The organism is Rhizobium sp. RSm-3, from assembly GCF_001854685.1.
Taxonomy (GTDB): Bacteria; Pseudomonadota; Alphaproteobacteria; order Rhizobiales; family Rhizobiaceae; genus Rhizobium; species Rhizobium ecuadorense.
Genome location: NZ_MAWZ01000031.1, coordinates 1 through 22,424 on the forward strand (window position 1 = coordinate 1; position 22,424 = coordinate 22,424).

The window sequence follows — 22,424 nt, forward strand, 5'->3', positions numbered from 1 at the left end:
CGACAGCACGATGGAATCGAACATCGTCGCTTCCTGCCAGTTCTGGCCGCCGAGCGCCAACGGGATGACGCCTGCAGCCTTCGCCTTGTCGAGCAGGGCGATCAGATCGTCGAAGCTCTTCGGCTGGGTGCCGCCGATCTTGTCCATCACCGCCTTGTTGATCCACAGCCAGTTGACCGAGTGCACGTTGACGGGGGCAGCGACCCACTTGCCGTCATAGACCGAGAACTTCTGCAGCGCCGCCGGCACCGACTTGTCCCAGCCTTCCTTCTTGGCCGTCTCGGTCAGATCGCCCATGACGCCGGCCTGGGCATAATCGAGCACGGTATAGCCCAGCATCTGCGAGGCGGTGGGATAAGTGCCGGCCGCCACCATCGCCTTCAGCGCCGTCATCGCCGCATCACCGCCGCCGCCGGCCACCGGCACGTCCTTCCAGGCAAACCCTTCCTTCGACAGATCCTGCTTCAGAACGTTCAAAGCCGCCGCCTCGCCGCCCGACGTCCACCAGTGCAGCATCTGCACTTCTTTCACGTCGGCGGCCTGCGCTGCACCGAGGCCAGCCATCATCACGACGGCAATTGCCGCCGAGCTCAAAAACTTGCGCATGAAATTCCTCCCATTTGAAAATCGGCGGCGGGCCCTCCCTGCCGCCCGATGTTTTCCGCCGTTGCGGCGGTCGACATACGGCCGCGCTCCTCCGCGCGGTTGCTAATTTAAAACGTTATAAGCTACCGGTCGTCAAGTCCTTTCTCGACTCCCGAGAAAAATATGGCTATTCCATCATCATATTGAATTACTTGTATATTTCTACACCTCGACAACAACCGCCGAAAGTCGACACGATGCAAGAGGAGGCGACGGTGGCCGACGAGGATCGGGGACGCATGCTGCTTCAGCGCCATCAACAATGCTGACGCTGAGGACCTGCGCGCCCTGTCGCCGCCGCAATTAGATTTGGCGATCGGTGAAAACGAACAACTTTCAAGGCTGACATCTTAAAACTGTTTGCATCGCGCGGGATTTCGCCTAGAAGCACGCCGTAATCCGGTCGCAGCCCACCCGGTCAAAACAAGGGAATCCAAAATATGAAGACTATCGTCGTCTGCTCTGGCGGACTCGACTCCGTTTCGCTTGCCCACAAAATGGCAGCGGAACAACAACTGATCGGCCTCGTCTCCTTCGACTACGGCCAGCGCCATCGCAAGGAACTCGACTTCGCCGCCCGGTGCGCCGCACGCCTTGCCGTACCCCATCATATCATCGACATCGCCGCCATCGGCGGCCATCTCAGCGGATCGGCGCTGACCGATAATGTCGAGGTCCCGGACGGCCACTACGCCGAGGAGACCATGAAGGCCACCGTGGTGCCGAACCGCAATGCCATCATGCTGGCGATTGCATTCGGCCTGGCCGCCGCACAAAAGGCCGATGCCGTTGCCGTCGCCGTGCATGGCGGCGACCACTTCATCTACCCCGACTGCCGCCCGGGCTTCATCGACGCCTTTCAGCGCATGCAGAACGAAGCGCTGGACGGTTATGCCAGCGTCCGATTGCTTGCGCCCTATGTCGATGTCCCCAAGGCGGCGATCGTCGCGGACGGCGAAAAGTATGCGACGCCGTTTGCCGAGACCTGGTCATGCTACAAGGGCGGCAGGCTGCATTGCGGGCGCTGCGGAACTTGCGTCGAACGCCGCGAGGCTTTCCATCTCGCCGGTATTTCCGATCCGACGGACTATGAAGACCGGGATTTCTGGAAGGCGGCCGTGTCGCAATATTCCGCGGCCGAGGTGCGTTGATGTACCGCATCACCAAGGAGTTCCATCTCTCCGCTTCGCACCAGCTGGATCATCTGTCGGCCGAGCATCAATGCGCCAGGCTTCACGGCCATAACTATATCGTGGTCGTCGAACTCTCCGCCGAAAGCCTGAACGATGACGGCTTCGTTCGCGATTATCACGACCTCTCGCCGCTCAAGCGCTATATCGACGAAACCCTCGATCATCGCCATCTGAACGAGGTCTTCGGCCACTCGAAAGTCACCTCCGAATTCCTCGCCAAACACTTTTACGACTGGTGCAGAGAGCGCTTCCCCGAGACATCGTCGGTCCGCGTCAGCGAGACGCCAAAGACCTGGGCGGAGTACCGGCCATGAGCGGAGAGAACATTCGCGTCAGCGAGATCTTTGGCCCGACCATCCAGGGCGAAGGCGCTTTGATCGGCCTGCCGACGGTATTCGTCCGGACAGGCGGTTGCGACTATCGCTGCTCCTGGTGCGACAGCCTTCACGCCGTCGACGGCGCCTTCCGCAATCAATGGATTCCCATGTCCACCGAGGCGATCTGGCAGGAGGTCACCAAGCTCTCCGGAGGCAGGCCGATGACGGTTTCGCTTTCCGGAGGCAATCCGGCGATACAGCCCCTGGGGCCACTGATCGAATTCGGCCATTCCCAAGGCTACCGATTCGCGCTGGAAACCCAGGGAAGCGTCGCTCGCAACTGGTTTCGCGATCTCGACATGCTGGTCTTGAGCCCCAAGCCGCCGTCAAGCGGAATGCTGACGGATTGGGAAGAGGTCGACAATTGTCTCCGGCTCGCCGCCGGCGGTCCCGAGATCGCCTTAAAAATCGTCGTCTTCGACGATGACGACTACGCCTTCGCCCAACAGGCGGGCCGGCGCTACCCCTATATTCCCTTGTACCTTCAGCCGGGCAACCATACGCCGCCGCCGCCCGATGACGACGACGCCCGCATCGATATCGACGGCGTGATGGACCGGATGCACTGGCTCGTCGAGAAAGTGACCGTTGATGGATGGTTTGCCCCGCGCGTGCTGCCGCAGTTGCACGTGCTGTTGTGGGGAAACAAACGCGGCGTCTGAGCCTACCCCTCCGGGAAAGCGAAGACATCGACAGGCTCGCCGAGCCCGCGCAGCGGGAAGGTGCCAAGGCTGTCCATGTCTTTCGCGCAGCCCGCCATTTCGACGAAGGCCCGCGACAGGAGCACCGGACGCTTGACCTCCTTGGTCAGGCTTTCCAGCCGCGAGGCGACATTGACCGCCGGGCCGATGACGGTGAAATCCAGCCGCCGGCGCGAGCCGATATTGCCGTACATGACGTCGCCGACATGCACGCCGACGCCGTAGCGCAGCGGATCGCGCCCCATGCGCACATGCTCCTCGTTCAATTCAGTCATCGACGCCTGCCCCTCACGGATCGCCTGCAGCAGATCGAGGCAGGCCGTGTCCTTGCTCAGCGGGAAGATCGCCAGCAATCCGTCGCCCATGAACTTCAGGATTTCGCCGCCGTAGCGTTCGATCGGATCCGACATCGCGTCGAAATAATCGTTGAGCAGATGGATGACATCGTCGCGCGGCCAGAGATCGGAGATCGCCGTAAAATCGCGCAGGTCGCAGATCATGATTGCCGCTCCGACAGTGGCGCCGCTGCCGCGCGTCGTCACACCCGACAGGATCTGCTCGCTCGCATGCGGCCCGACATAGGTCTGCAGCAACGTGCGCGCCATGATGTTTTTCAGCCGGATTTCGCTGACAAGCGTTAGCGCTGGCAGGAGATCGCGCAGGAAATCGACATGTTCGCGCTCGAAGCCGCCCGGCCGGCTGGTGGAAAATGTCACGACATGCCGCTTGCCGAGGGTGTGCTCGAGCGGCCAGGCAATATATTCGGTCAAGCCGTCGTCATGCAGGTCCTGATAGAATGAATCCAAGTCGTCGACGGCTGCGCCTTCCAGCTGCCTGCGCACCTCCTCCGCACCCTGATGGATCGCGTTGACCGGACTGGTCAGGAACTCCGGCGTGTTTTCGACGCCATAGGCGAATGTATCGATCTTCGCCTCCGCCAGTCCCTCCTTCCAAAGAATGCGGGCACCGACCCATTGCGGGTGGTTCACCCTGAAATGCAGCGTCGCCCGCGCCACCGGCACGCCGGCCGCCAGCAGCTTCCCACACATGTCCACCAGGATATTGTCGATGAAACGCTCGCCCCGCGTCTCGTTCACCAGCCAGTCGAGAATCCGTCTCCGGCGAATCGGCCAGACGCCTTCGTCCGCCTCGACTGAGGTCCCGACCTTGTTCAAAAAAGACGACATCTAAAACTCCCGCTACGCCACTTCACTGGCAAGTGCCGAACTCAATTTTCCCGCTGAATGTGGTCGATGGGAAAGCAAATGATAAGGGGAGGTATCGATTAAACCTCAGAAATCCCAATCCTCGTCCTCGGTCGCCACGGCCTTGCCGATGACATAGGACGAGCCGGAGCCGGAGAAGAAGTCATGGTTCTCGTCGGCATTCGGCGAAAGCGCCGATAGGATCGCCGGATTGACCTTGCAGGCCTCGGCCGGGAAAAGCGCCTCGTAGCCGAGGTTCATCAGCGCCTTGTTGGCGTTGTAATGCAGGAATTTCTTGACGTCCTCGGTCAGCCCGACGCCGTCATAGAGCGCCTCGGTATATCTGGCCTCGTTGTCGTAGAGTTCGAGCAGCAGGTCGAAGGCGAAATCCTTGATCTCCTGCCGCCTCTCCTCGGAAAGCCGCTCCAGCCCGCGTTGGAACTTGAAGCCGATATAATAGCCGTGCACCGCCTCGTCGCGGATGATCAGCCGGATCATGTCGGCCGTGTTGGTCAGCTTTGCCCGGCTTGACCAGTACATCGGCAGATAGAAGCCGGAATAGAACAGGAAGCTTTCGAGGAAGACGCTGGCAACCTTCTTCTTCAAGGGATCGCCGGAACCATACTGCTCCATGATCAGCACCGATTTGCGCTGCAGGAACTCGTTTTCTTCAGACCAGCGATAGGCATCGTCGACGTCGGGCGTCGAGCACAGCGTCGAGAAGATCGAGGAATAGGAGCGCGCATGCACCGCCTCCATGAAGGAGATGTTGGAAAGCACAGCCTCCTCATGCGGCGTTGCCGCATCCTGCATCAGCCTGATGGAGCCGACGCCATTCTGGATCGTATCGAGCAGCGTCAGCCCGGTGAAGACGCGGATGGTCAACTGCTGCTCGGCCGGCGTCAGCGTCGCCCAGGAAGGAATGTCGTTGGACAGCGGCACTTTCTCAGGCAGCCAGAAATTGCCGGTCAGCCGGTTCCAGACTTCGAGATCCTTATCGTCCTCGATGCGGCTCCAGTTGATGGCGCGCACGCGGGAGACGGGTTTCAATTGCATGTTCATTAGGTGGTCCCTTTTGAGGAATATGTGCGATTTGCCCCTCATCCGCCTGCCGGCACGTTCTCCCCGCGCGCGGGGCGAAGGGGGTATGCCGCAAGCCCCCCGTTCCCCACAAGCCTCTCGCAGGGCACGTCCCCTCCCCCCGTCAAAACGGGGAGAGGGTTAGGGTGAGGGGCATCTTGCTGATCCGGAGCGAATTCAAATCACAGCGTACAAGACACGCAGCCCTGCACCTCGGTGCCGGACAGCGCCATCTGGCGAAGGCGGATGTAGTAGATCGTCTTGATGCCCTTCCTCCAGGCGTAAATCTGCGCCTTGTTGATATCGCGCGTCGTTGCCGTGTCGCGGAAGAACAGGGTCAGCGACAGGCCCTGATCGACATGCTGGGTCGCCGCCGCATAGGTATCGATGATTTTCTCCGCCCCGATCTCGTAAGCGTCCTGATAATAATCGAGATTGTCGTTGGTCATGAACGGCGCCGGATAGTAGACGCGGCCGATCTTGCCTTCCTTGCGGATCTCGATCTTCGAGACGATCGGATGGATCGAGGAGGTCGAGTGGTTGATGTAGGAGATCGACCCCGTCGGCGGCACCGCCTGCAGGTTCTGGTTATAAAGGCCGGAGGTCATGACGGCCTTCTTCAACGCCGCCCAATCATCCTGTGTCGGAATATGGATTCCTGATTTGTCGAACAGCGCCTGCACCTTGCCGGTCGCCGGCTTCCATTCCTTTTCGGTATATTTGTCGAAATAGTCACCGGAGGCATATTTCGATTTTTCGAAGCCCTTGAAGCTTTGGCCCCGCTCGACCGCCAGCAGGTTCGAGGCGCGGATCGCGTGATAGGTCACCGTATAGAAATAGATATTGGTGAAATCGACGCCTTCCTCGGAGCCGTAGAAGATGCGTTCGCGGGCGAGATAGCCGTGCAGGTTCATCTGGCCGAGGCCGATCGCATGGCTGTCGTCATTGCCCTTCTCGATCGACGGAACCGAGGCGATGTGGCTCATGTCGGAGACCGCCGTCAGTGCCCGGATCGAAGTCTCGATCGTCCTGCCGAAATCGTTGGAATCCATGGCCGCGGCGATATTCAGCGAGCCGAGATTGCAGGAAATATCCTTGCCGAGATGCTTGTAGGAGAGGTCGTCATTGTAGTCGCTCGCCTCGCTCACCTGCAAGATCTCCGAGCAGAGATTGCTCATGGAGATGCGACCCGCAACCGGGTTTGCCCGGTTCACCGTGTCTTCGAACATGATGTAGGGATAGCCGCTCTCGAACTGGATTTCGGCAAGCACCTGGAAGAATTCACGCGCTTTGATCTTCTTCTTCGAGATGCGGGCGTCCGCCACCATCTCCCGGTACTTTTCCGTCACCGAAATCTCGGTGAAGGGCACACCGTAGACGCGCTCGACGTCATAGGGCGAGAACAGATACATGTCCTCATTGTTTTTCGCGAGTTCGAAGGTGATGTCGGGCACGACGACGCCGAGCGACAGCGTCTTGATGCGGATCTTCTCGTCGGCATTTTCGCGCTTGGTGTCGAGGAAGCGCATGATGTCGGGGTGATGGGCATTGAGATAGACGGCGCCCGCCCCCTGGCGGGCACCGAGCTGGTTGGCATAGGAGAAACTGTCTTCGAGCAGTTTCATGACGGGGATGATGCCCGACGACTGGTTCTCGATCTGCTTGATCGGCGCACCGGCCTCGCGGATGTTGGTGAGAGACAGCGCGACGCCACCGCCACGTTTCGACAATTGCAGCGCCGAATTGATCGACCGGCCGATCGATTCCATATTGTCCTCGACCCGCAGCAGGAAGCAGGAGACGAGTTCGCCGCGCTGTTGCTTGCCGGCATTGAGGAAGGTCGGCGTCGCCGGCTGAAAACGGCCGGAAATGATCTCGTCGACCATGTCGCGGGCAAGGGCCTCGTCGCCGCGCGCCAGGGTCAGCGCCACCATGCAGATGCGGTCCTCGTAGCGCTCGAGATAGCGCTTCCCGTCGAAGGTCTTCAGCGTATAGCTGGTGTAATATTTGAAGGCGCCGAGGAAGGTCGGGAAACGGAATTTCCTGGCATAGGCCTGATCGAACAGGTCGCGGACGAAATTGAACGAATATTGATCGAGAACCTCCTGCTCGTAATAGCCCTCGGTGACGAGGTAATCGAGCTTTTCCCGGAGATTGTGAAAGAACACGGTGTTCTGGTTCACATGCTGCAGGAAATACTGCTTCGCCGCCATGCGGTCCTTGTCGAGCTGGATCCTGCCCTCGTCGTCATAGAGGTTCAGCATCGCGTTCAGCGCGTGATAGTCGAGCGTCTCCGCCGCTTTCAAAGGGCGTTCGCCGGCGGGATGAGCAAAAGTGTTATGCGGTTTTGCGCCCGCATCCCGCGTCAGAGTTGTTCCCGTGTCCAAAACCGTTCCAATCCGCGTTTGACGTTGGCGACATCCTCCTCCGTGCCGATGAGCTCGAACCTGTAGAGGTAAGGCACCTGGCATTTCTGCGAGATCACGTCGCCGGCGAGCCCATATGTCTCGCCGAAATTGCTGTTGCCCGCGGCAATCACGCCCCGGATGCGTCCTCGATTCTCCGCATCGTTCAAGAAACGGATCACCTGCTTGGGAACGGCCCCCTTTACGATCCCTGGGCCGCCGGCGCCGCTATAGGTCGGCACGACAAGCACGAAAGGTTCGCGGATATGGAACGCCTCTGCGCCGCTTGAGGGAATGCGCGCCGCGCGCATCCCGAGCTTGGCGACGAAGCGATGGGTATTCTCGGATCGGCTGGAATAATAGACGATCAGGCCCATCGCCTTTCCTCGGTCAGGAGAGCGCGCTGATCATATCCGGACGGAACCCCGCCCAATGCTGCTCGCCGGCAACGACGACGGGAACCTGCATATAGCCCATGCCGCGCACACGATCGAGCGCCTCGGCGTCCTCGGAGATATCGACGACGTCGTAATCGACGCCCAGGCGGTCGAGGGCGCGATAGGTGGCGGTGCATTGGACGCAGGCGGGTTTGCTGTAGACGGTAACGCTCATCATGTTCCTCGTGATGTCAAAGAATTCAGGACGCAATACTGGGATCGGTCGCCTTGCGACGTCCGGGGCAACGTTTGATGGTGATCTGGCAAAGTCGGCGGTTTAAACGCCCGAGAGGATCCCTTTCGGGATTTGCGCGGGCGGCGGCCTTGATGTTCTGGACATAACTTCAACCCCGAAGTGCTCATGCGGACGTTCGGGGCAGCGCAACAGGCGCGGATCATTCCGCTGTCATGCACGCGACCTTCCGGACACCCCGCCCGTGGACATCTCGTTCAAGGCAGGTCTCCTGGCTTGCGGGTCGAAGCACCCTGCCCCAGCCTTCCCAAGGCATCATGCCTCAGTGACCTGAAATCGGACAGTTGCTCGCCGCTCACAGTTGCGGGGGCAGCTCCGGCCTTGTTGCGCCGTCATGGCGAAACGCACCGTATTCCCGTCTTAGCCTGCGATCCTGACGAATCGAAGGAACCTTGAACACTAGATATAGTATGCCAATCCAAAATCGTGTCAACGGATGGTTTTCGCCTTGCGTTACGACAGGTTTGAAATCGCTGCGTTCCTGTGAAAAACATGGATAACGAAGGCTTAAAGAAAACAGGCTGTGGAGAAGGGCCGGATGAAGAGGACCGACCCGTAGCCGGCCCTCAGATTTTGTTTCCTGGTCAGGCCCGAATCGTCCCCCGAATCGTCACTGTCCCTTTATCCGAAGCAGCCTAAGTGCATTGATCGTCACCAGCACGGTGGCGCCGGTATCGGCGAGGATCGCCGGCCAGAGCCCGGTGATCCCTAGGATCGTCGTCACCAGGAACACCGCCTTCAGCCCGAGCGCGATGGTGATATTCTCTAGGATGTTGCGCATCGTGCGTTTGGACAGTTCGATCATCCGGGCCACGTCGCCGACGCGCCCGTGCAGCACGGCGGCATCCGCCGTTTCCAGCGCCACATCGGTGCCGCCGCCCATGGCGATGCCGATATCGGCGGCGGCCAATGCCGGAGCGTCGTTGATACCGTCCCCGACCTTGGCGACGATGAAACCCTGGCGCTTCAATTCGCTGACGACCCGCTGCTTGTCCTCGGGCATCATCTCGCCGCGCCAGTCGATGCCGAGCATGCCGGCAACGGCTGCCGCCGTCCGCTTGTTGTCGCCCGTCAGCATCATCGCCTTGACGCCGGCCGATTTAAGCGTGGCAAGCCCGGCCTGCGCATCCTCGCGCGGCTCGTCGCGCATGGCGATCAGGCCGGCTGCAACACCATTGACGAGCAGCACCGATACGCTCTTGCCCTCATCGTTCAGAACAGTAATGCGTGCATCCTTTTCGCCGTCGAGCGCTCCGCGCTCGCGGGCAGCGGACGGCGACAGCAAATCGAGAGTCTCGCCGCCGACTTTACCGCTGACCCCCTTGCCCGGCAGCGCTTCCAGTTCGAAAGCCGGCGGCACGGGGACGCCGCCAGCCTTGGCGCGTTTGAGGATCGCCAGCGCCAAGGGGTGGCTGGAGCCCTGCTCCAGCACTGCCGCGCGCGACAAGATCTGCGCCTCACTCAATCCGAAGGAAACGATATCAGTCACTTGAGGCTTGCCTTCCGTCAGCGTGCCTGTCTTATCGAAGGCGACCATCGTCACCTTGCCGAGCGTTTCCAACACCGCGCCGCCCTTCATCAGCAGTCCGCGCCGGGCGCCTGCTGAAAGCGAGGCGGCGATCGCCGCCGGCGTCGAGATGACAAGCGCGCAGGGGCAGCCGATCAGCAGGATGGCAAGGCCCTTGTAGATCCATTCGTCCCACGCCCCAGCGAGGAATAGCGGCGGAACGACCGCGACCAATGCTGCGACCACCACGACGCCGGGCGTGTAATAACGCGAGAAGCGGTCGATGAAGCGTTCCGTCGGCGCCTTCGATTCCTGCGCCTCCTCCACCAGCTTGACGACTCGGGCGATGGTATTGTCGGCAGCCGCCGCCGTGACGCGAACCCGGAGCACCGCATCGCCATTCACCGTTCCGGCAAAGACGACGGCATCGACGCCCTTGCGCACCGGCGTGCTCTCGCCGGTCACCGGCGCCTCGTCGATCGCGCTCTCGCCCGAGACGATGATGCCATCAGCCGAGATGCGATCGCCCGGACGCACCATGATGATCGCGCCGACGGCGAGGCTTTCCGCCGGCACCTCCCGCGTCTGGCCATTGTCTTCCAGCAGCGCGTTCTTCGGCACCAAGGCCGTCAGCGACTGGATGCTTTCGCGCGCCTTGCCGGCCGCGACACCCTCCAGCAGCTCGCCGACGAGGAACAGGAACACGACAGTGGCCGCCTCCTCCCCCGCATTGATGATGACGGCGCCGACGGCGGCGATCGTCATCAGCATTTCGATCGAAAACGGCGTGCCTGAGAACGCCGCCATGACAGCGCGCCGCGCGATCGGCACCAGACCGATGAGCATGGCGACGATGAAGGCATAGGACCCGATCGCAGGTATGAGATGGCCCACGGCATAGGCGGCAATCAGCGCCGCACCCGAGAGGATGGTCAGCCGGCCCTTCCTGCTCTGCCACCAGGGACCGGTCATCGGCCCATGATCGTGGCCATGCAGGCCTTCGATTTCCTTCTCGCCATGATCATGGTCATGGCCGGCATGATCATGGCCATCATGATCGTGATCGTGGTCGCCATGGTCGTGGTGGCGATGATCGTGCGCGCCGTGGTCCTGCGCCGGCGCCGCGCTTCCGGCAAAGGGCCATACCGAATAACCGAGCCCCGTCACTCTCTTCTCGATCGCCTTGAGGTCGCTGCTGCCGTCATGCCGGACGGTCATCGTGCCCGCCATCACCGAGACGGAAACATCGGCGACCCCTGCCACGCGCCTGACCGCCGTATCGATCTTGCTCGCGCAGGCAGCGCAATCCATGCCGCCGACCCGGTATCGTGTCTCGCTCGTCTCAACCATGATCCGCTTCCTTGTCAAACAGAAGCATCCCTCCTACATCCTCTAGCGACTAGAGGTGCAAGAGGAAAAATCATGAAAAAGATCACGATCGGTGAAGCGGCGCGCCGGAGCGGGGTCAAAGTGCCGACGGTGCGCTATTACGAGAGCATCGGCCTGCTCGCGGCACCGAGCCGCAGCGAAGGCAACCAGCGCTCCTTCGAACCCGCCGATATTAGCCGCCTCGCCTTCATCCGCCATGCCCGCGAACTCGGCTTCGAGATCGAGGCGATCCGCACGCTGCTGACGCTGCAGGATGATCCGCACCAATCCTGCGCCTCCGCCGATGCCATCGCCAAGGCTCGTCTCGTCGAAGTCGAGCAGCGCATCCGCAGTCTGATGGCTTTGAAGGCCGAGTTGGAAACCATGGTGGAAGGCTGCGGCCACGGCCGCGTCGACCAATGCCGCGTCATCGAGGTGCTCGCCGACCACGGCCAATGCACGCATGCGCATCACTGATCCCGCCCTTGCAGGCAAGGCGTAGCCGCGCCAAAACGGCATCAGAAAGAATCGGGCAAAGACATCCATGAGTCAGAAGCGAATTGCCATCATCGGCGGCGGCCCGGCGGGCCTGGCGGCCGCCGAACTGCTTTCGCTCTCCGGCCATGCGGTGACGGTTTACGACGCCATGCCGACTTTCGCCCGCAAATTTCTGCTGGCCGGCAAATCGGGTCTGAACATCACCCATTCCGAGGATTATGCCCGTTTCGCCACGCGCTTCGGCGCCGCCTCTGCCCGGCTACGGCCGGCTCTCGATGCCTTTACCCCTAGCGATATCAGGGATTGGGCGGCAGGGCTCGGGACAGAGACCTTCGTCGGTTCGTCCGGCCGGGTTTTCCCTGATGTGATGAAAGCCTCTCCCTTGCTGCGCGCCTGGCTCAGAAGATTGGAGGCGCAGGGCACCACGCTCCGCACCCGCCACCGCTGGGTTGGATTTGCCGATCAGGGCTATGTTTTCGAAACGCCGGAAGGGCGCAGCATCGTCCATTGCGACGCCGCCCTGCTGGCGCTCGGCGGCGCAAGCTGGCCGCGTCTCGGCTCCGATGCAAGCTGGCTGCCCTGGTTACTGGAGAAGGGTGTCGAGATCGACGCCTTCCAGCCAGCCAATTGCGGCTTCGTCGTCGGCTGGCGCGAAAGCTTTCGCGAACGTTTCGCCGGCGAGCCGGTGAAATCGGTCACCGCCACCTCCGAAGCCGGCACCTTTCCCGGCGAATTCGTCATCACCGCAAACGGCATTGAGGGCAGCCTGGTGTATGCCCATGCGACGAGCCTCCGCGACCAGTTGCAGAACCGCGGCAACGCTGCCCTGACGCTCGACCTCGCCCCGGGCCGCACGGTCGAAAGACTGACCCGCGACCTTACACGGCAGGATGCCAAATCGAGCTTCTCGAACCGCCTGCGCAAGGGCGCCGGCCTCGACGGCGTCAAGGCGGCGTTGCTGCGGGAACTCGCTCCCGAGCGCGACCGAACCGAGCCCGGACGCCTCGCCGGCGTGATCAAGGCCCTGCCGGTCCCGCTTCTCGATACGAGGCCGATTGCCGAGGCGATCTCCTCGGCCGGCGGCATCCGCTGGAGCGGCATCGACGACGGCTTCATGTTGAAGGCACTGCCGGGCACCTTCGTTGCCGGCGAGATGCTCGACTGGGAAGCGCCGACCGGCGGCTACCTCCTCACCGCCTGCCTTGCGACCGGCCGCGCCGCGGCGCGCGGCATCGAGGCCTGGCTGGACCGATAGGCACCGGCGCTCGCAGACTGAACAGCAAACAAGAACTTCCCTCGATCAGGCCGAGGCTGCACGAAACGTCATGACAAGGCCATTCATGCAGTAGCGAAGCCCAGTCGGCTTCGGGCCATCATCGAAGACATGTCCGAGATGGCCGCCACAGCGGCTACAATGGACCGCCGTGCGCGCCATCCCGAAACTGGTGTCGTTTGTGGTGCCGACGGCATGGGCGAGTGGTGCCCAAAAGCTCGGCCAGCCGGTGCCGCTGTCGAATTTCGTTGCCGAGGAAAAGAGCTTTTGGTCGCAGCCGACGCAAGCGAAAGTGCCTTTCCGCTCCTCATGCAGCAGGGCGCTGGAGAAGGGTTTTTCCGTCCCAGCCTCACGTAGGATGACAAACTGGTCCGGCGTCAGCAGCTTATGCCATTCCTCATCGGTGTGGGTCACGGCAAACGTTTCGCCGGCGATCGCCTTGCCGACCAGGCCAGCGCGAACGGCAAGCGCCCCGAAAACGGTCGTCATCAGCAACAATCGTCTGTTCAGCATGATCAGGATCTCCCCATCTGGCAAAGCCTTGTTCTGTAGCAAAATACGGGCGGGAGAAGTCTTTGTTACATCCTCACCGCTCAAACACCGAAATGTGATGCCGCCCCCTTTCGCCGCACGCTGACGGCCGCCACGTGCCGCCTGATTGCAAACCCGCGGCTTTTCCATCAGACTGTGCTGAAGTTCCGTGGGAGGAGCAGATGCACGAACAGTCAGCGCATGCAGAGCATGTCTATACCTCTGCCCAGCGCGATTCCGCCGCGGCCAGCTCTCCGGTGGTCGCCTCCTGGCGGCGATGCATGACAATGCACCAGCTCGCCCCCGAGGATGAACGGGCGCCGCTGCGCCTGACCGATGAGGAATTCCGGCGTGCCCGCGAACAGTCCGGGCAGTTGATCGCCAGCGCGACTGAGGAACTCGATCGCCTCTTTACCGCCGTCGGCAAGGCCGGCTGCTGCCTGCTTCTGACTGACAAGAATGGTATTGCGCTGGAGCGGCGGGGAGCAGCCGGCGACGACAAGGAATTCCGCGAACTCGGCCTCTGGACCGGCTCCGTCTGGACCGAGGCAAGCATCGGCACCAACGGCATCGGCACCGCGCTTGCCGATGAACGCGCCGTCGCCATCTTCCGCGACCAGCATTTCTTCTGCGCCAATACCAGTCTCAGCTGCACGACGGCGCCGATCCGCGATCACCGTGGCCGGCTGGCCGCCGCCCTCGACATCTCCACCTGCCGCGAAGACGTCAACGAAATGACCCTGGCGATCTTGACGCAGACCGTGCGCGATGCGGCGATGCGCATCGAACTCAACCTCTTCCGTTCGGCCTTTCCCAGCGCCCGCTTCCTGATGGTTCCGGCCGGCGCCAACTCGGCCGCTGCCCTGCTGGCCGTCGACCGGCATGACCTCGTGCTCGGGGCGACGCGCGCCGCCCGCATCGCGCTGCAGCTGGACGACAAGCGAATCGCCGCCGGTATTCCGGCCGCCGATGCTCTCCGCGAAGCGAGCGTCTCGCAGCAGGAAGAGATGGTCGAGGCGGAGAAGGCAGCCTTGCTGCGTGCGCTGTCGCGCGCCGGCGGCAATGTCTCCCAGGCGGCGATCGCGCTTGGCATCAGCCGCGCCACCCTGCACCGGAAGATGAAGAAGCTCGACCTCCACTGATCGGCTCGAAGGTTACGCCGTTGCGGCAATCGGGCGCCGATCCTGTCGCAACTCTGCGACACTGTGCACTGCGGTATCGAAGACCCACCCTGTTCTCTTCGCCGAAACACGCACATTTTCCTCCCACTGGTTCGCTTGGAACCTGGATCATCACGGGAGGATGACATGCTTCATCAGAAAATCGTCGAGTCGCCGTTCAAGCTGAAATACGGCAACTATATCGGCGGCGAATGGCGCGAGCCGGTCGAAGGCAAATACTTCGAAAACCTGACGCCCGTCACCGGCGGCAAGCTCTGCGACATCCCCCGCTCCGATGAAAAGGACATCAATCTCGCGCTCGACGCCGCCCACGCGGCCAAGGAAAAATGGGGCCGCACTTCCGCTGCCGAGCGCTCCAATATCCTCATGAAGATCGCCCAGCGGATGGAGGACAAGCTGGAATTGCTGGCCCAGGCCGAGACCTGGGACAATGGCAAGCCGATCCGCGAGACGATGGCGGCCGACATTCCGCTGGCGATCGACCATTTCCGCTACTTCGCCTCCTGCATCCGCGCCCAGGAAGGTTCGATCGGCGAGATCGATCACGATACGATCGCCTATCACTTCCACGAGCCGCTCGGCGTCGTCGGCCAGATCATTCCCTGGAACTTCCCGATCCTAATGGCCACGTGGAAACTGGCTCCGGCGCTTGCGGCCGGCAACTGCGTCGTCTTGAAGCCTGCCGAGCAGACCCCAGCATCGATCCTGCTGTGGGCCGAACTGGTCGGCGATCTGCTGCCGCCAGGCGTGCTCAACATCGTCAACGGTTTCGGCATCGAGGCCGGCAAGCCGCTGGCGACCAGCCCCCGCATCGCCAAGATCGCCTTTACCGGCGAGACGACGACTGGCCGGCTGATCATGCAATATGCCAGCCAGAACCTCATTCCGGTGACGCTGGAACTCGGCGGCAAATCACCCAACATCTTCTTCGCCGATGTGATGGCCGAGGACGACGACTTCCTCGACAAGGCACTCGAAGGTTTTGCAATGTTTGCCCTCAATCAGGGCGAAGTCTGCACCTGCCCGAGCCGCGCCCTCGTCCAGGAATCGATCTATGACCGCTTCATGGAAAAGGCGGTCAAACGCGTCGAGGCGATCAAGCAGGGCAATCCGCTCGACAGCGCGACGATGATCGGTGCTCAGGCCTCGACGGAGCAGTTGGAAAAGATCCTCGCCTATCTCGACATCGGCAAGCAGGAAGGCGCCGAGGTTCTGACCGGCGGCGCGCGCAACGATCTCGGCGGCGATCTGGCGAACGGCTTTTACGTCAAGCCGACGATCTTCAAGGGTCACAACAAGATGCGGGTGTTCCAGGAGGAGATCTTCGGACCTGTGGTCTCGGTCACGACCTTCAAGACCGAAAAGGAAGCGCTCGAAATCGCCAACGACACGCTTTACGGCCTCGGCGCCGGTGTCTGGAGCCGCGACGCCAATCGCTGCTACCGTTTCGGCCGCGAGATCCAGGCCGGCCGCGTCTGGACCAATTGCTACCACGCCTACCCCGCCCATGCCGCCTTCGGCGGCTACAAACAGTCCGGCATCGGCCGCGAAACCCACAAGATGATGCTCGACCATTACCAGCAGACCAAGAACATGCTGGTGAGCTACAGCCCGAAGGCGCTTGGCTTCTTCTGAGAAACTCGCGTGGTGGGAGGGGGAAAAGCCCCTCCCCTTGTGGGGAGGGGTTGGGGAGGGGACTTTCTTCCTCCCGAAACTTTGGAGGAAGACCGATGGAAACGACCGTCAACGGCGAACCGCGTGTTCTCGCAACCGACGCGGCCCTTGACCTGATTACTGAGATCAAGCGCGATCATCCCGATATCCTCTTCCACCAGTCCGGCGGCTGCTGCGACGGCTCCTCGCCGATGTGTTATCCCGCAAATGAATTCATGACCGGCGACAGCGACGTCAAACTTGGCGAGATCGGCGGCGTGCCGGTCTATATCAGCGCCAGCCAGTTCGAGGCGTGGAAACATACGCAGCTCATCATCGACGTCGTGCCCGGCCGCGGCGGCATGTTCTCGCTCGATAACGGCCGCGAGAAACGCTTCCTCACCCGCTCCCGCCTCTTCGGCGGCGGCGAGGCCTGCGCCGTCCCTGATGTGACCGTCAAGGCGGTCTAATGCATGTCATCAGGAAGCGTGCAGCGGTTCCGGGCGACATGCATGAAAACAAACGACTAAAGCGCGCCGCATGAACCAAATTTGATGCGACGCGCTTTAGGGAATTTCCGCTGTAGTATTCCCATAATACCTTCTGCGCGCAGCTCTTTGTTAATCTCCGGCGGTTGGTTTCAAAGGAGGATACGATGCCAGCTTCAAAAATCCTGATGATCACGGGTGATTTCACCGAAGATTACGAAACCATGGTGCCGTTCCAGACGCTGCTTGCCTGCGGCTACACGGTCGACGCCGTCTGCCCCGGAAAGAAGGCAGGCGAGACCGTCGCCACCGCCATTCATGATTTCGAAGGCGACCAGACCTATTCCGAAAAACGCGGTCATAATTTCGCACTGAACGCCACTTTCGATAGCGTGCGGCCCGAAGACTACGACGCCCTCGTCATCCCCGGCGGCCGCGCGCCGGAATATCTGCGCCTCAATGCAGACGTCATCAAAGCGGTCCGGCACTTCTTCGATGCCGGAAAACCCGTAGCCGCCATCTGCCATGGCGCGCAACTGCTCGCTGCCGCCGGCGTTTTGAAGGGCCGCACCTGCTCGGCCTATCCCGCCTGCCGGCCGGAAGTCGAACTTGCCGGCGGCACCTATGCCGATATCTCAATCACCGATGCGGTCGCGGACGGCAATTTGGTAACGGCGCCGGCCTGGCCGGCGCATCCGTCGTGGCTGCGCCAGTTCATGGCCGTGCTCGATGCGGCAGCGCTGCTCGAAACCAACGCCGCCTGAGGAGGCGGCACCGGGAGGATGACATGTGCGAATTGTTCATCAAGGCGGATGCGCGGCTCTGGGAAAGCACCACCCGGTCGCTACGCATCGACGGCATGGTGACCAGCGTCAGGCTGGAGAACTTCTTCTGGTCGAAGCTCGAGGAAGTCGCCCGGCGCGACGGCATGAATGTCGTCCAGCTGATCACCCGGCTGCATCATGAATCGATCGATGCCGGCCATGATCTTGGAAACTTCACCTCCTTCCTGCGCGTCTGCTGCGCCCGCTATCTCGACCTGCAGCTCACCGGCGACATCCCGGCCGATATCACCCGCCCGATTTCCGGCCTTGACGCCCCGGAAATTCTCGGTCGCGAAAGGACCAAATATCACTGACGGCCGACCCGACGAGACCGTTGAGCAACGGCGACGGAGCTGCCTGCGGCTAGCTCCGAGGGCAGTACTGCAGGATGTCTGACCTTGTCGCGGATTCGTGGGCTTGCCTTGCGGCGCAGCCTGTATCAACAATGCGCGCCATCAAGGACCGGCACCGGCAGGAGATCGATTGCCATGAACGACCAGAAAGCCGTGATCGTTACGGGAGCCGGCGGCAACCTCGGCAGCGCCGTTGTCCGTGAACTCGCCGCCGGCGGTGCGAAACTCGTCTGCATGAACCGTTCGAGCCAGGAACTGGAAGCCTTGGCCGGCGATCTTCCCGCCTCCACCGAGTTTCTGTCGATTGCCGGAACGGATCTCACCGATTATGCCTCCTGCGCCGCCGCCGTCGCGCGGGCCGTCAAGCGCTTCGGCGGCGTCAGTGCCCTGGTCAATACGGTCGGCGGCTTCCAGATGGGGCCGGTGGGGCCGGATGCGCCTGCGCAATGGGAGACGATGATGACCGCCAACGCCCGCACGGCGCTGACGATCAGCGCCGCGGTTCTTCCAGCAATGAAGGCCGCGGGCTACGGCCGCATCGTTCATGTCGCTGCGGCACCCGGCCTGAAGGCCGGCGCCAACCAGGCCGCCTACGCCGCCTCGAAAGCCGCCGTCATCCGGCTGACCGAGGCGATCGCTGCGGAAAACCGCGACCACCGCATTACCGCCAACTGCATTTTGCCCGGGACGATCGACACGCCCGAGAACCGCGCCGCCATGCCCAATGCGAAAACGGACGGCTGGGTATCGCCGCAATCGATCGCGCGCCTCATCGCCTTTCTGATTTCGCCGGCCGCAGCCGTCGTTACCGGCGCAGCAATCCCGGCCACCGGACGCGAATAAGACCAGGGCTATTCGGCTTTAGACGGTTGCATGCCGCTCGGCTTGAGGTACGATTCCTCCTCATAGGATGCGCGGGTAGCGGGCGGGGCGCGATGGTGTTGATGATCGCATTGCGGCGGCATTTGCCAGAAGGCGGATGGTTTCGATGACGGACGGTCCCGCATTGCGCGCCGTCGGCGCGACCAGCCTGCTGCGCGAGGAATGGTTCCTCGGCGTCAGCGTCGCGACGAGCTTGGCATTTCTTGCTTTCCAGGAGCAGATCTTCGGGCAGCTTTCCGATCCGATTTGGTTCACGGTCGTTTTCGGGTGGCTGTTTGCCGTCGTACTCGGCTCCGCTCTGTCGGTCGTGCGACACGCAGACCACCTGGCGGAGCGGCTGAAGGAGCCTTACGGCACGCTCATTCTGACGCTTGCCATCACCTCGATCGAGGTGATGGCAATATCAGCCGTCATGCTTCACGGCGAAAACAATCCCACACTTGCGCGCGACACGCTGTTTGCGGTCGTCATGATCATCCTGAACGGCATGGTCGGCCTGTCGCTGTTGCTCGGCGCATGGCGGCGACCGGAGCAGCAGCATAACCTGCAGGGCGCCAACGCCTATCTCGGAGTGATCGTACCGCTGGCGACCTTGAGCCTGGTCATGCCGACATTCCTGGCAGGCCCGGACGGACAGCATCCATCTGCACCGAGACAACTGATACTGGGCATAATATCGGTCGGCCTCTATGCGACGTTCCTGTTTCTTCAGGCCGGCCGCCATCGCGACTATTTCGCTGACGACAGCAACCGTCAGGAACCTCACAGCGAACATGTGCCTCGCCACGGACCGGTCTGGCCTCACGCCATCCTGTTATTCGCCTATATGGCTCCCGTCGTCTTCCTGGTCGAACAGCTTGCGCGGCCGATCGATTACATTATCGAAACCCTGCATGCGCCAACCGCATTTGGCGGTGTTGTCATGGCCATCCTTGTCGCGACGCCTGAGGCAATCAGCGCCGTGCGCGCGTCTGTCGCCAACAATCTGCAGCGCTCCGTCAACATCTTCCTCGGTTCGGTATTGTCGACGATCGGGCTGACGGTGCCGGCGATGCTTGTTGTCAGCCAGCTCTACGGACACGCCGTGACACTCGGCCTGGAACACGGCGATCTGGTGATGCTCCTGCTCACGCTTGCCGTCAGCATCATCACCTTCGCCAGCGGCCGCACGCATCTCATGCAAGGTGCGGTCCATCTGGTGCTTTTCCTGGCTTACGTGCTGCTCATTTTCCAGCAATGATCCACGCGAGAATAGCAAAGTAAAGAGTTCCACGCTCCGCCTGTCTTCCGCTATGATAACGGCAGATATTGCACAGTTTGCAAGCATTGCGGCGCTTGCAGCATGGACGTGACGATAGGGAGACCGGACTTGATCTCACTGTTGCTTGGCGGACTTGTCTTTGTTTTTCTGTCGGCGGCAACATCGATAGGAATGATGGTGCGCGGCCGCTTGCCGGACCATCATCTCAGTTCGGAATCCAAGGATGTCATCAGGCTCGCGACCGCGGTGGTGGGGACGCTCTCGGCTTTGGCGCTCGGTCTGCTGATTGCATCCGCCAAATCGACCTATGACAATGCCGAAGTGGAGATGAGAACGGCCGCCGCGAGGGTCCTCCTGCTGGACCGCGTCATGGCCCAATACGGCCCGGAAACCGACGATGCGCGTCGGCTGCTGCGCCAACTCATCGAAAAACGGCTGAGCCGCGGCTGGACTGCCGAGACCACCGACGCGGCATCCGGCAAGGCGCTGGGAGAATATCAGGATATCGAGGCGGTTCAGGGCGACCTGCGATCCCTGTCGCCGAAGGATGCCGTTCAGCATTCTCTCCAGACGCGCGCTCTTGATGTCAGCGGCATGGTGGCGGAAACCCACTGGCTGCTGGTCGAGTCCGGCAGCGAGGGCCTGCCCTGGGCCTTCCTCGCCGTTCTCGTCTGTTGGCTCTCGCTGCTTTTTGCGACCTTCGGGCTGCAGGCGCCGCCCAATCCGACGGTGCTGTCCATTCTCTTTGTCTGCGCGCTTTCCGTCGCCGGCGCGGTCTTCCTGATCTCGGATATGGCCAATCCCTATATCGGGCTGGTACGCGTTTCCGATGCACCCTTACAGTCCGCCCTCGAGCGCCTTGGAAAGCCGTAGCCGGCTCACGGCAGTCGTCGAAACCCGGCAAACGCCCCCATTATCGGGCTCCCCGCTTCACCACAGTTCAATTGTGCACCAAGGGCTATTGCAATTTTTAGCAATGCCGCGACATAATATCGCATGCCTTGAACCTTCGGCAGACAGGTGGGGGTCGACGTCGAGGCACGCATGAGGACTGGGCTCGTACAATGTCGGGGCGGCGGCAATGCGTGGGAGATTGCATCGGAGTCTGCGATTTTTTCTGACATTTGCCGGCATGGCAATGCTCGCCGGCTGCGGGGAGAGCGGCAACACCTATGTTCCCCCTCCGCCGCCTGTGGTTCGGGTCGCGCAGCCGGTCCAGCAGCCGGTGACGCTCTATTTCGAACTCACCGGCAATACCGCGCCGCTGAATGCCGTCGATATCGAGGCGCGTGTCCAGGGCTATATCCAGTCCATAGACTACCAGGACGGCATGATGGTGAAGAAGGGCGCCAAGCTTTTCGGCATCGAGCGCGACACCTATCAGGCGCAACTGGATCAGGCGAAGGCATCGCTCGCCTCGCAGCAGGCCTCCCAGGTCGGCGCAAAGCAGGAATATGACCGGCAGCTCAATCTCATGAAGCAGCAGGTCACCACCCAGACCGCGGTCGACAGCGCCAAGGCGACGCTCGACGAGGCGAATGCCGCCATCCTCAACGCCCAGGCCAATGTCGAACTCGCGACGATCAACCTCGGCTATACCGAGGTGCTCGCTCCCTTCGACGGCATCGTCACGGATCACCTCGTCGATATCGGCACGCTGGTCGGCGTATCCGGCCCCACTAAACTCGCCAGCATCGTCCAGACCGATCCGCTTTATGCCTATTTCAACGTCAGCGAAACACAGGTGCTGATGATCAAGGAAACCTTGGCAAAGCAGGGACATACCTTCAGGCAGACGGACCTTCCGAGCATACCGGCGGAGATCGGTCTGCAGACGGAAGAAGGTTACCCGCATAAGGGACATCTCGACTACGTATCACCTCAGCTCGATACCTCGACGGGCACGCTTCAGGTCCGCGCCCTGTTCGACAACAAGGATCACGCCATGCTGCCCGGCCTCTTCGTGCGCGTTCGGGTACCGGTCGGCCATAACGACAAGGCTCTGCTGGTGCGCGACGATACGATCGGAACGAACCAGCTGGGCAGCTACCTGCTTGTTCTCGGCAAGGACGATGTCATCGAGCAGAAGCAGGTCAAGACGGGCCAGCGTGAAGGTTCGCTCCGGGTCATCCAATCCGGCCTCGATCCGGCTGACTGGGTGGTGACCCAAGGGATTCAGCAGGCCATTCCCGGCAGCAAGGTCACGCCCGAGAAGATCGAAATGAACCCGGCGGTGGGCGCCGCCGGCAATGCCAAGGCCGACACCACCACGCAATGAATTCGCCACCACGCTTCATCTGAACGTCTAA

Annotated in this window: 23 protein-coding genes and 1 riboswitch; of the genes, 15 read left to right on the plus strand and 8 right to left on the minus strand. The window is 61.6% G+C overall.

Translation table 11 applies throughout. The features are described 5' to 3' along the window. The coding region (locus BBJ66_RS22395; protein WP_131819118.1) for an ABC transporter substrate-binding protein at window positions 1-606 on the minus strand (606 nt) is incomplete at its 3' end. A gap of 14 nt (window positions 607-620) precedes the next feature. Between BBJ66_RS22395 and BBJ66_RS34625 the strand changes: the two genes are divergently transcribed. The 4 genes from BBJ66_RS34625 (at window position 621) to queE (ending at window position 2,877) form a co-directional block, all read left to right on the plus strand. Next, on the plus strand, window positions 621-914 hold the full coding sequence (locus tag BBJ66_RS34625) for a hypothetical protein (RefSeq protein WP_128146187.1): 294 nt from the start codon (window positions 621-623) through the stop codon (window positions 912-914). 171 nt (window positions 915-1,085) lie between these two features. Next, window positions 1,086-1,796, plus strand: coding sequence for a 7-cyano-7-deazaguanine synthase QueC (gene queC, locus BBJ66_RS22400; RefSeq protein WP_049734963.1), 711 nt, complete (start codon window positions 1,086-1,088; stop codon window positions 1,794-1,796). Next, the gene (gene queD / locus BBJ66_RS22405) at window positions 1,796-2,152 is read left to right on the plus strand and encodes a 6-carboxytetrahydropterin synthase QueD (RefSeq protein WP_071089862.1); all 357 of its coding nucleotides are present in this window, start codon (window positions 1,796-1,798) and stop codon (window positions 2,150-2,152) included. The genes queC and queD overlap by 1 nt, the downstream gene beginning before the upstream one ends. Next, window positions 2,149-2,877, plus strand: coding sequence for a 7-carboxy-7-deazaguanine synthase QueE (gene queE / locus BBJ66_RS22410; protein WP_071089864.1), 729 nt, complete (start codon window positions 2,149-2,151; stop codon window positions 2,875-2,877). The genes queD and queE overlap by 4 nt, the downstream gene beginning before the upstream one ends. Before the next feature lie 2 nt (window positions 2,878-2,879). On the opposite strand, the gene BBJ66_RS22415 is transcribed toward queE, so the two are convergent. The 6 genes from BBJ66_RS22415 to BBJ66_RS22440 form a co-directional block, all read right to left on the minus strand. Continuing rightward, entirely contained in the window at window positions 2,880-4,103 is a 1,224-nt protein-coding gene (locus BBJ66_RS22415) for an adenylate/guanylate cyclase domain-containing protein (protein WP_071089867.1), read from the minus strand. Between the two features lie 105 nt (window positions 4,104-4,208). Then, entirely contained in the window at window positions 4,209-5,183 is a 975-nt protein-coding gene (gene nrdF / locus BBJ66_RS22420; RefSeq protein ID WP_071089870.1) for a class 1b ribonucleoside-diphosphate reductase subunit beta, read from the minus strand. A 200-nt stretch (window positions 5,184-5,383) separates the two neighbouring features. Continuing rightward, on the minus strand, window positions 5,384-7,588 hold the full coding sequence (gene nrdE, locus BBJ66_RS22425; RefSeq protein WP_071089873.1) for a class 1b ribonucleoside-diphosphate reductase subunit alpha: 2,205 nt from the start codon (window positions 7,586-7,588) through the stop codon (window positions 5,384-5,386). Beyond that, entirely contained in the window at window positions 7,567-7,983 is a 417-nt protein-coding gene (gene nrdI / locus BBJ66_RS22430) for a class Ib ribonucleoside-diphosphate reductase assembly flavoprotein NrdI (protein WP_071089876.1), read from the minus strand. The genes nrdE and nrdI overlap by 22 nt, the downstream gene beginning before the upstream one ends. Window positions 7,984-7,996: 13 nt before the next feature. After that, complete coding sequence (gene nrdH, locus BBJ66_RS22435; protein ID WP_049734970.1) at window positions 7,997-8,218, minus strand: glutaredoxin-like protein NrdH; 222 nt, start codon at window positions 8,216-8,218, stop codon at window positions 7,997-7,999. A gap of 262 nt (window positions 8,219-8,480) precedes the next feature. Then, window positions 8,481-8,706: riboswitch (cobalamin riboswitch) on the minus strand. A 200-nt stretch (window positions 8,707-8,906) separates the two neighbouring features. Beyond that, entirely contained in the window at window positions 8,907-11,153 is a 2,247-nt protein-coding gene (locus tag BBJ66_RS22440) for a heavy metal translocating P-type ATPase (protein WP_071089879.1), read from the minus strand. A 72-nt stretch (window positions 11,154-11,225) separates the two neighbouring features. Here BBJ66_RS22440 and BBJ66_RS22445 point away from each other — a divergent pair, with 72 nt between their 5' ends. Continuing rightward, a complete protein-coding gene (locus BBJ66_RS22445; RefSeq protein WP_071089882.1) occupies window positions 11,226-11,648 on the plus strand; it encodes a MerR family transcriptional regulator in 423 nt (140 codons plus the stop codon). 67 nt (window positions 11,649-11,715) lie between these two features. Beyond that, window positions 11,716-12,924 carry a TIGR03862 family flavoprotein gene (locus BBJ66_RS22450; protein WP_071089885.1) on the plus strand — a complete coding sequence of 403 codons (1,209 nt, stop codon included), beginning with the start codon at window positions 11,716-11,718 and terminating at the stop codon, window positions 12,922-12,924. Between the two features lie 45 nt (window positions 12,925-12,969). Here BBJ66_RS22450 and msrB read toward each other — a convergent pair whose 3' ends face one another. After that, window positions 12,970-13,455, minus strand: a complete 486-nt coding sequence (msrB, locus tag BBJ66_RS22455; protein WP_071089888.1) for a peptide-methionine (R)-S-oxide reductase MsrB — start codon at window positions 13,453-13,455, stop codon at window positions 12,970-12,972. Between the two features lie 200 nt (window positions 13,456-13,655). On the opposite strand from msrB, the gene BBJ66_RS22460 reads away from it, so the two are divergent. The 9 genes from BBJ66_RS22460 (at window position 13,656) to BBJ66_RS22500 (ending at window position 22,393) form a co-directional block, all read left to right on the plus strand. Continuing rightward, complete coding sequence (locus BBJ66_RS22460) at window positions 13,656-14,615, plus strand: helix-turn-helix domain-containing protein (protein WP_049734974.1); 960 nt, start codon at window positions 13,656-13,658, stop codon at window positions 14,613-14,615. 165 nt (window positions 14,616-14,780) lie between these two features. Next, on the plus strand, window positions 14,781-16,289 hold the full coding sequence (gene adh / locus BBJ66_RS22465) for an aldehyde dehydrogenase (protein WP_071089892.1): 1,509 nt from the start codon (window positions 14,781-14,783) through the stop codon (window positions 16,287-16,289). Between the two features lie 95 nt (window positions 16,290-16,384). Next, the gene (locus tag BBJ66_RS22470; protein ID WP_049734976.1) at window positions 16,385-16,777 is read left to right on the plus strand and encodes a DUF779 domain-containing protein; all 393 of its coding nucleotides are present in this window, start codon (window positions 16,385-16,387) and stop codon (window positions 16,775-16,777) included. Between the two features lie 185 nt (window positions 16,778-16,962). After that, window positions 16,963-17,559, plus strand: coding sequence for a DJ-1/PfpI family protein (locus BBJ66_RS22475; protein WP_049734977.1), 597 nt, complete (start codon window positions 16,963-16,965; stop codon window positions 17,557-17,559). 23 nt (window positions 17,560-17,582) lie between these two features. Next, the gene (locus BBJ66_RS22480) at window positions 17,583-17,933 is read left to right on the plus strand and encodes a ribbon-helix-helix domain-containing protein (protein WP_049734978.1); all 351 of its coding nucleotides are present in this window, start codon (window positions 17,583-17,585) and stop codon (window positions 17,931-17,933) included. Between the two features lie 174 nt (window positions 17,934-18,107). After that, the gene (locus BBJ66_RS22485; RefSeq protein WP_049734979.1) at window positions 18,108-18,815 is read left to right on the plus strand and encodes an SDR family NAD(P)-dependent oxidoreductase; all 708 of its coding nucleotides are present in this window, start codon (window positions 18,108-18,110) and stop codon (window positions 18,813-18,815) included. Between the two features lie 145 nt (window positions 18,816-18,960). Continuing rightward, window positions 18,961-20,094: a calcium:proton antiporter gene (locus BBJ66_RS22490; protein ID WP_071089894.1), complete on the plus strand. Its 1,134-nt coding sequence runs from the start codon at window positions 18,961-18,963 to the stop codon at window positions 20,092-20,094. Between the two features lie 129 nt (window positions 20,095-20,223). Continuing rightward, window positions 20,224-20,988: a bestrophin-like domain gene (locus BBJ66_RS22495; RefSeq protein ID WP_049734980.1), complete on the plus strand. Its 765-nt coding sequence runs from the start codon at window positions 20,224-20,226 to the stop codon at window positions 20,986-20,988. Between the two features lie 208 nt (window positions 20,989-21,196). Next, the gene (locus tag BBJ66_RS22500; RefSeq protein ID WP_071089897.1) at window positions 21,197-22,393 is read left to right on the plus strand and encodes an efflux RND transporter periplasmic adaptor subunit; all 1,197 of its coding nucleotides are present in this window, start codon (window positions 21,197-21,199) and stop codon (window positions 22,391-22,393) included. Window positions 22,394-22,424: the final 31 nt, after the last annotated feature.

Bases quoted from the DNA above. Each gene is read 5' to 3' on its own strand.
- BBJ66_RS22500 (WP_071089897.1), top strand. From the start codon at position 21,197: ATGCGTGGGAGATTGCATCGGAGTCTGCGATTTTTTCTGACATTTGCC.
- BBJ66_RS22485 (WP_049734979.1), top strand. From the start codon at position 18,108: ATGAACGACCAGAAAGCCGTGATCGTTACGGGAGCCGGCGGCAACCTC.
- queE (WP_071089864.1), top strand. From the start codon at position 2,149: ATGAGCGGAGAGAACATTCGCGTCAGCGAGATCTTTGGCCCGACCATC.
- BBJ66_RS22415 (WP_071089867.1), bottom strand. From the start codon at position 4,103: ATGTCGTCTTTTTTGAACAAGGTCGGGACCTCAGTCGAGGCGGACGAA.
- queC (WP_049734963.1), top strand. From the start codon at position 1,086: ATGAAGACTATCGTCGTCTGCTCTGGCGGACTCGACTCCGTTTCGCTT.
- nrdH (WP_049734970.1), bottom strand. From the start codon at position 8,218: ATGAGCGTTACCGTCTACAGCAAACCCGCCTGCGTCCAATGCACCGCC.
- msrB (WP_071089888.1), bottom strand. From the start codon at position 13,455: ATGCTGAACAGACGATTGTTGCTGATGACGACCGTTTTCGGGGCGCTT.
- queD (WP_071089862.1), top strand. From the start codon at position 1,796: ATGTACCGCATCACCAAGGAGTTCCATCTCTCCGCTTCGCACCAGCTG.
- BBJ66_RS22450 (WP_071089885.1), top strand. From the start codon at position 11,716: ATGAGTCAGAAGCGAATTGCCATCATCGGCGGCGGCCCGGCGGGCCTG.
- BBJ66_RS22475 (WP_049734977.1), top strand. From the start codon at position 16,963: ATGCCAGCTTCAAAAATCCTGATGATCACGGGTGATTTCACCGAAGAT.
- nrdF (WP_071089870.1), bottom strand. From the start codon at position 5,183: ATGAACATGCAATTGAAACCCGTCTCCCGCGTGCGCGCCATCAACTGG.
- BBJ66_RS22445 (WP_071089882.1), top strand. From the start codon at position 11,226: ATGAAAAAGATCACGATCGGTGAAGCGGCGCGCCGGAGCGGGGTCAAA.
- BBJ66_RS22480 (WP_049734978.1), top strand. From the start codon at position 17,583: ATGTGCGAATTGTTCATCAAGGCGGATGCGCGGCTCTGGGAAAGCACC.
- BBJ66_RS22490 (WP_071089894.1), top strand. From the start codon at position 18,961: ATGACGGACGGTCCCGCATTGCGCGCCGTCGGCGCGACCAGCCTGCTG.
- adh (WP_071089892.1), top strand. From the start codon at position 14,781: ATGCTTCATCAGAAAATCGTCGAGTCGCCGTTCAAGCTGAAATACGGC.
- BBJ66_RS22440 (WP_071089879.1), bottom strand. From the start codon at position 11,153: ATGGTTGAGACGAGCGAGACACGATACCGGGTCGGCGGCATGGATTGC.
- BBJ66_RS22460 (WP_049734974.1), top strand. From the start codon at position 13,656: ATGCACGAACAGTCAGCGCATGCAGAGCATGTCTATACCTCTGCCCAG.
- BBJ66_RS22470 (WP_049734976.1), top strand. From the start codon at position 16,385: ATGGAAACGACCGTCAACGGCGAACCGCGTGTTCTCGCAACCGACGCG.
- nrdI (WP_071089876.1), bottom strand. From the start codon at position 7,983: ATGGGCCTGATCGTCTATTATTCCAGCCGATCCGAGAATACCCATCGC.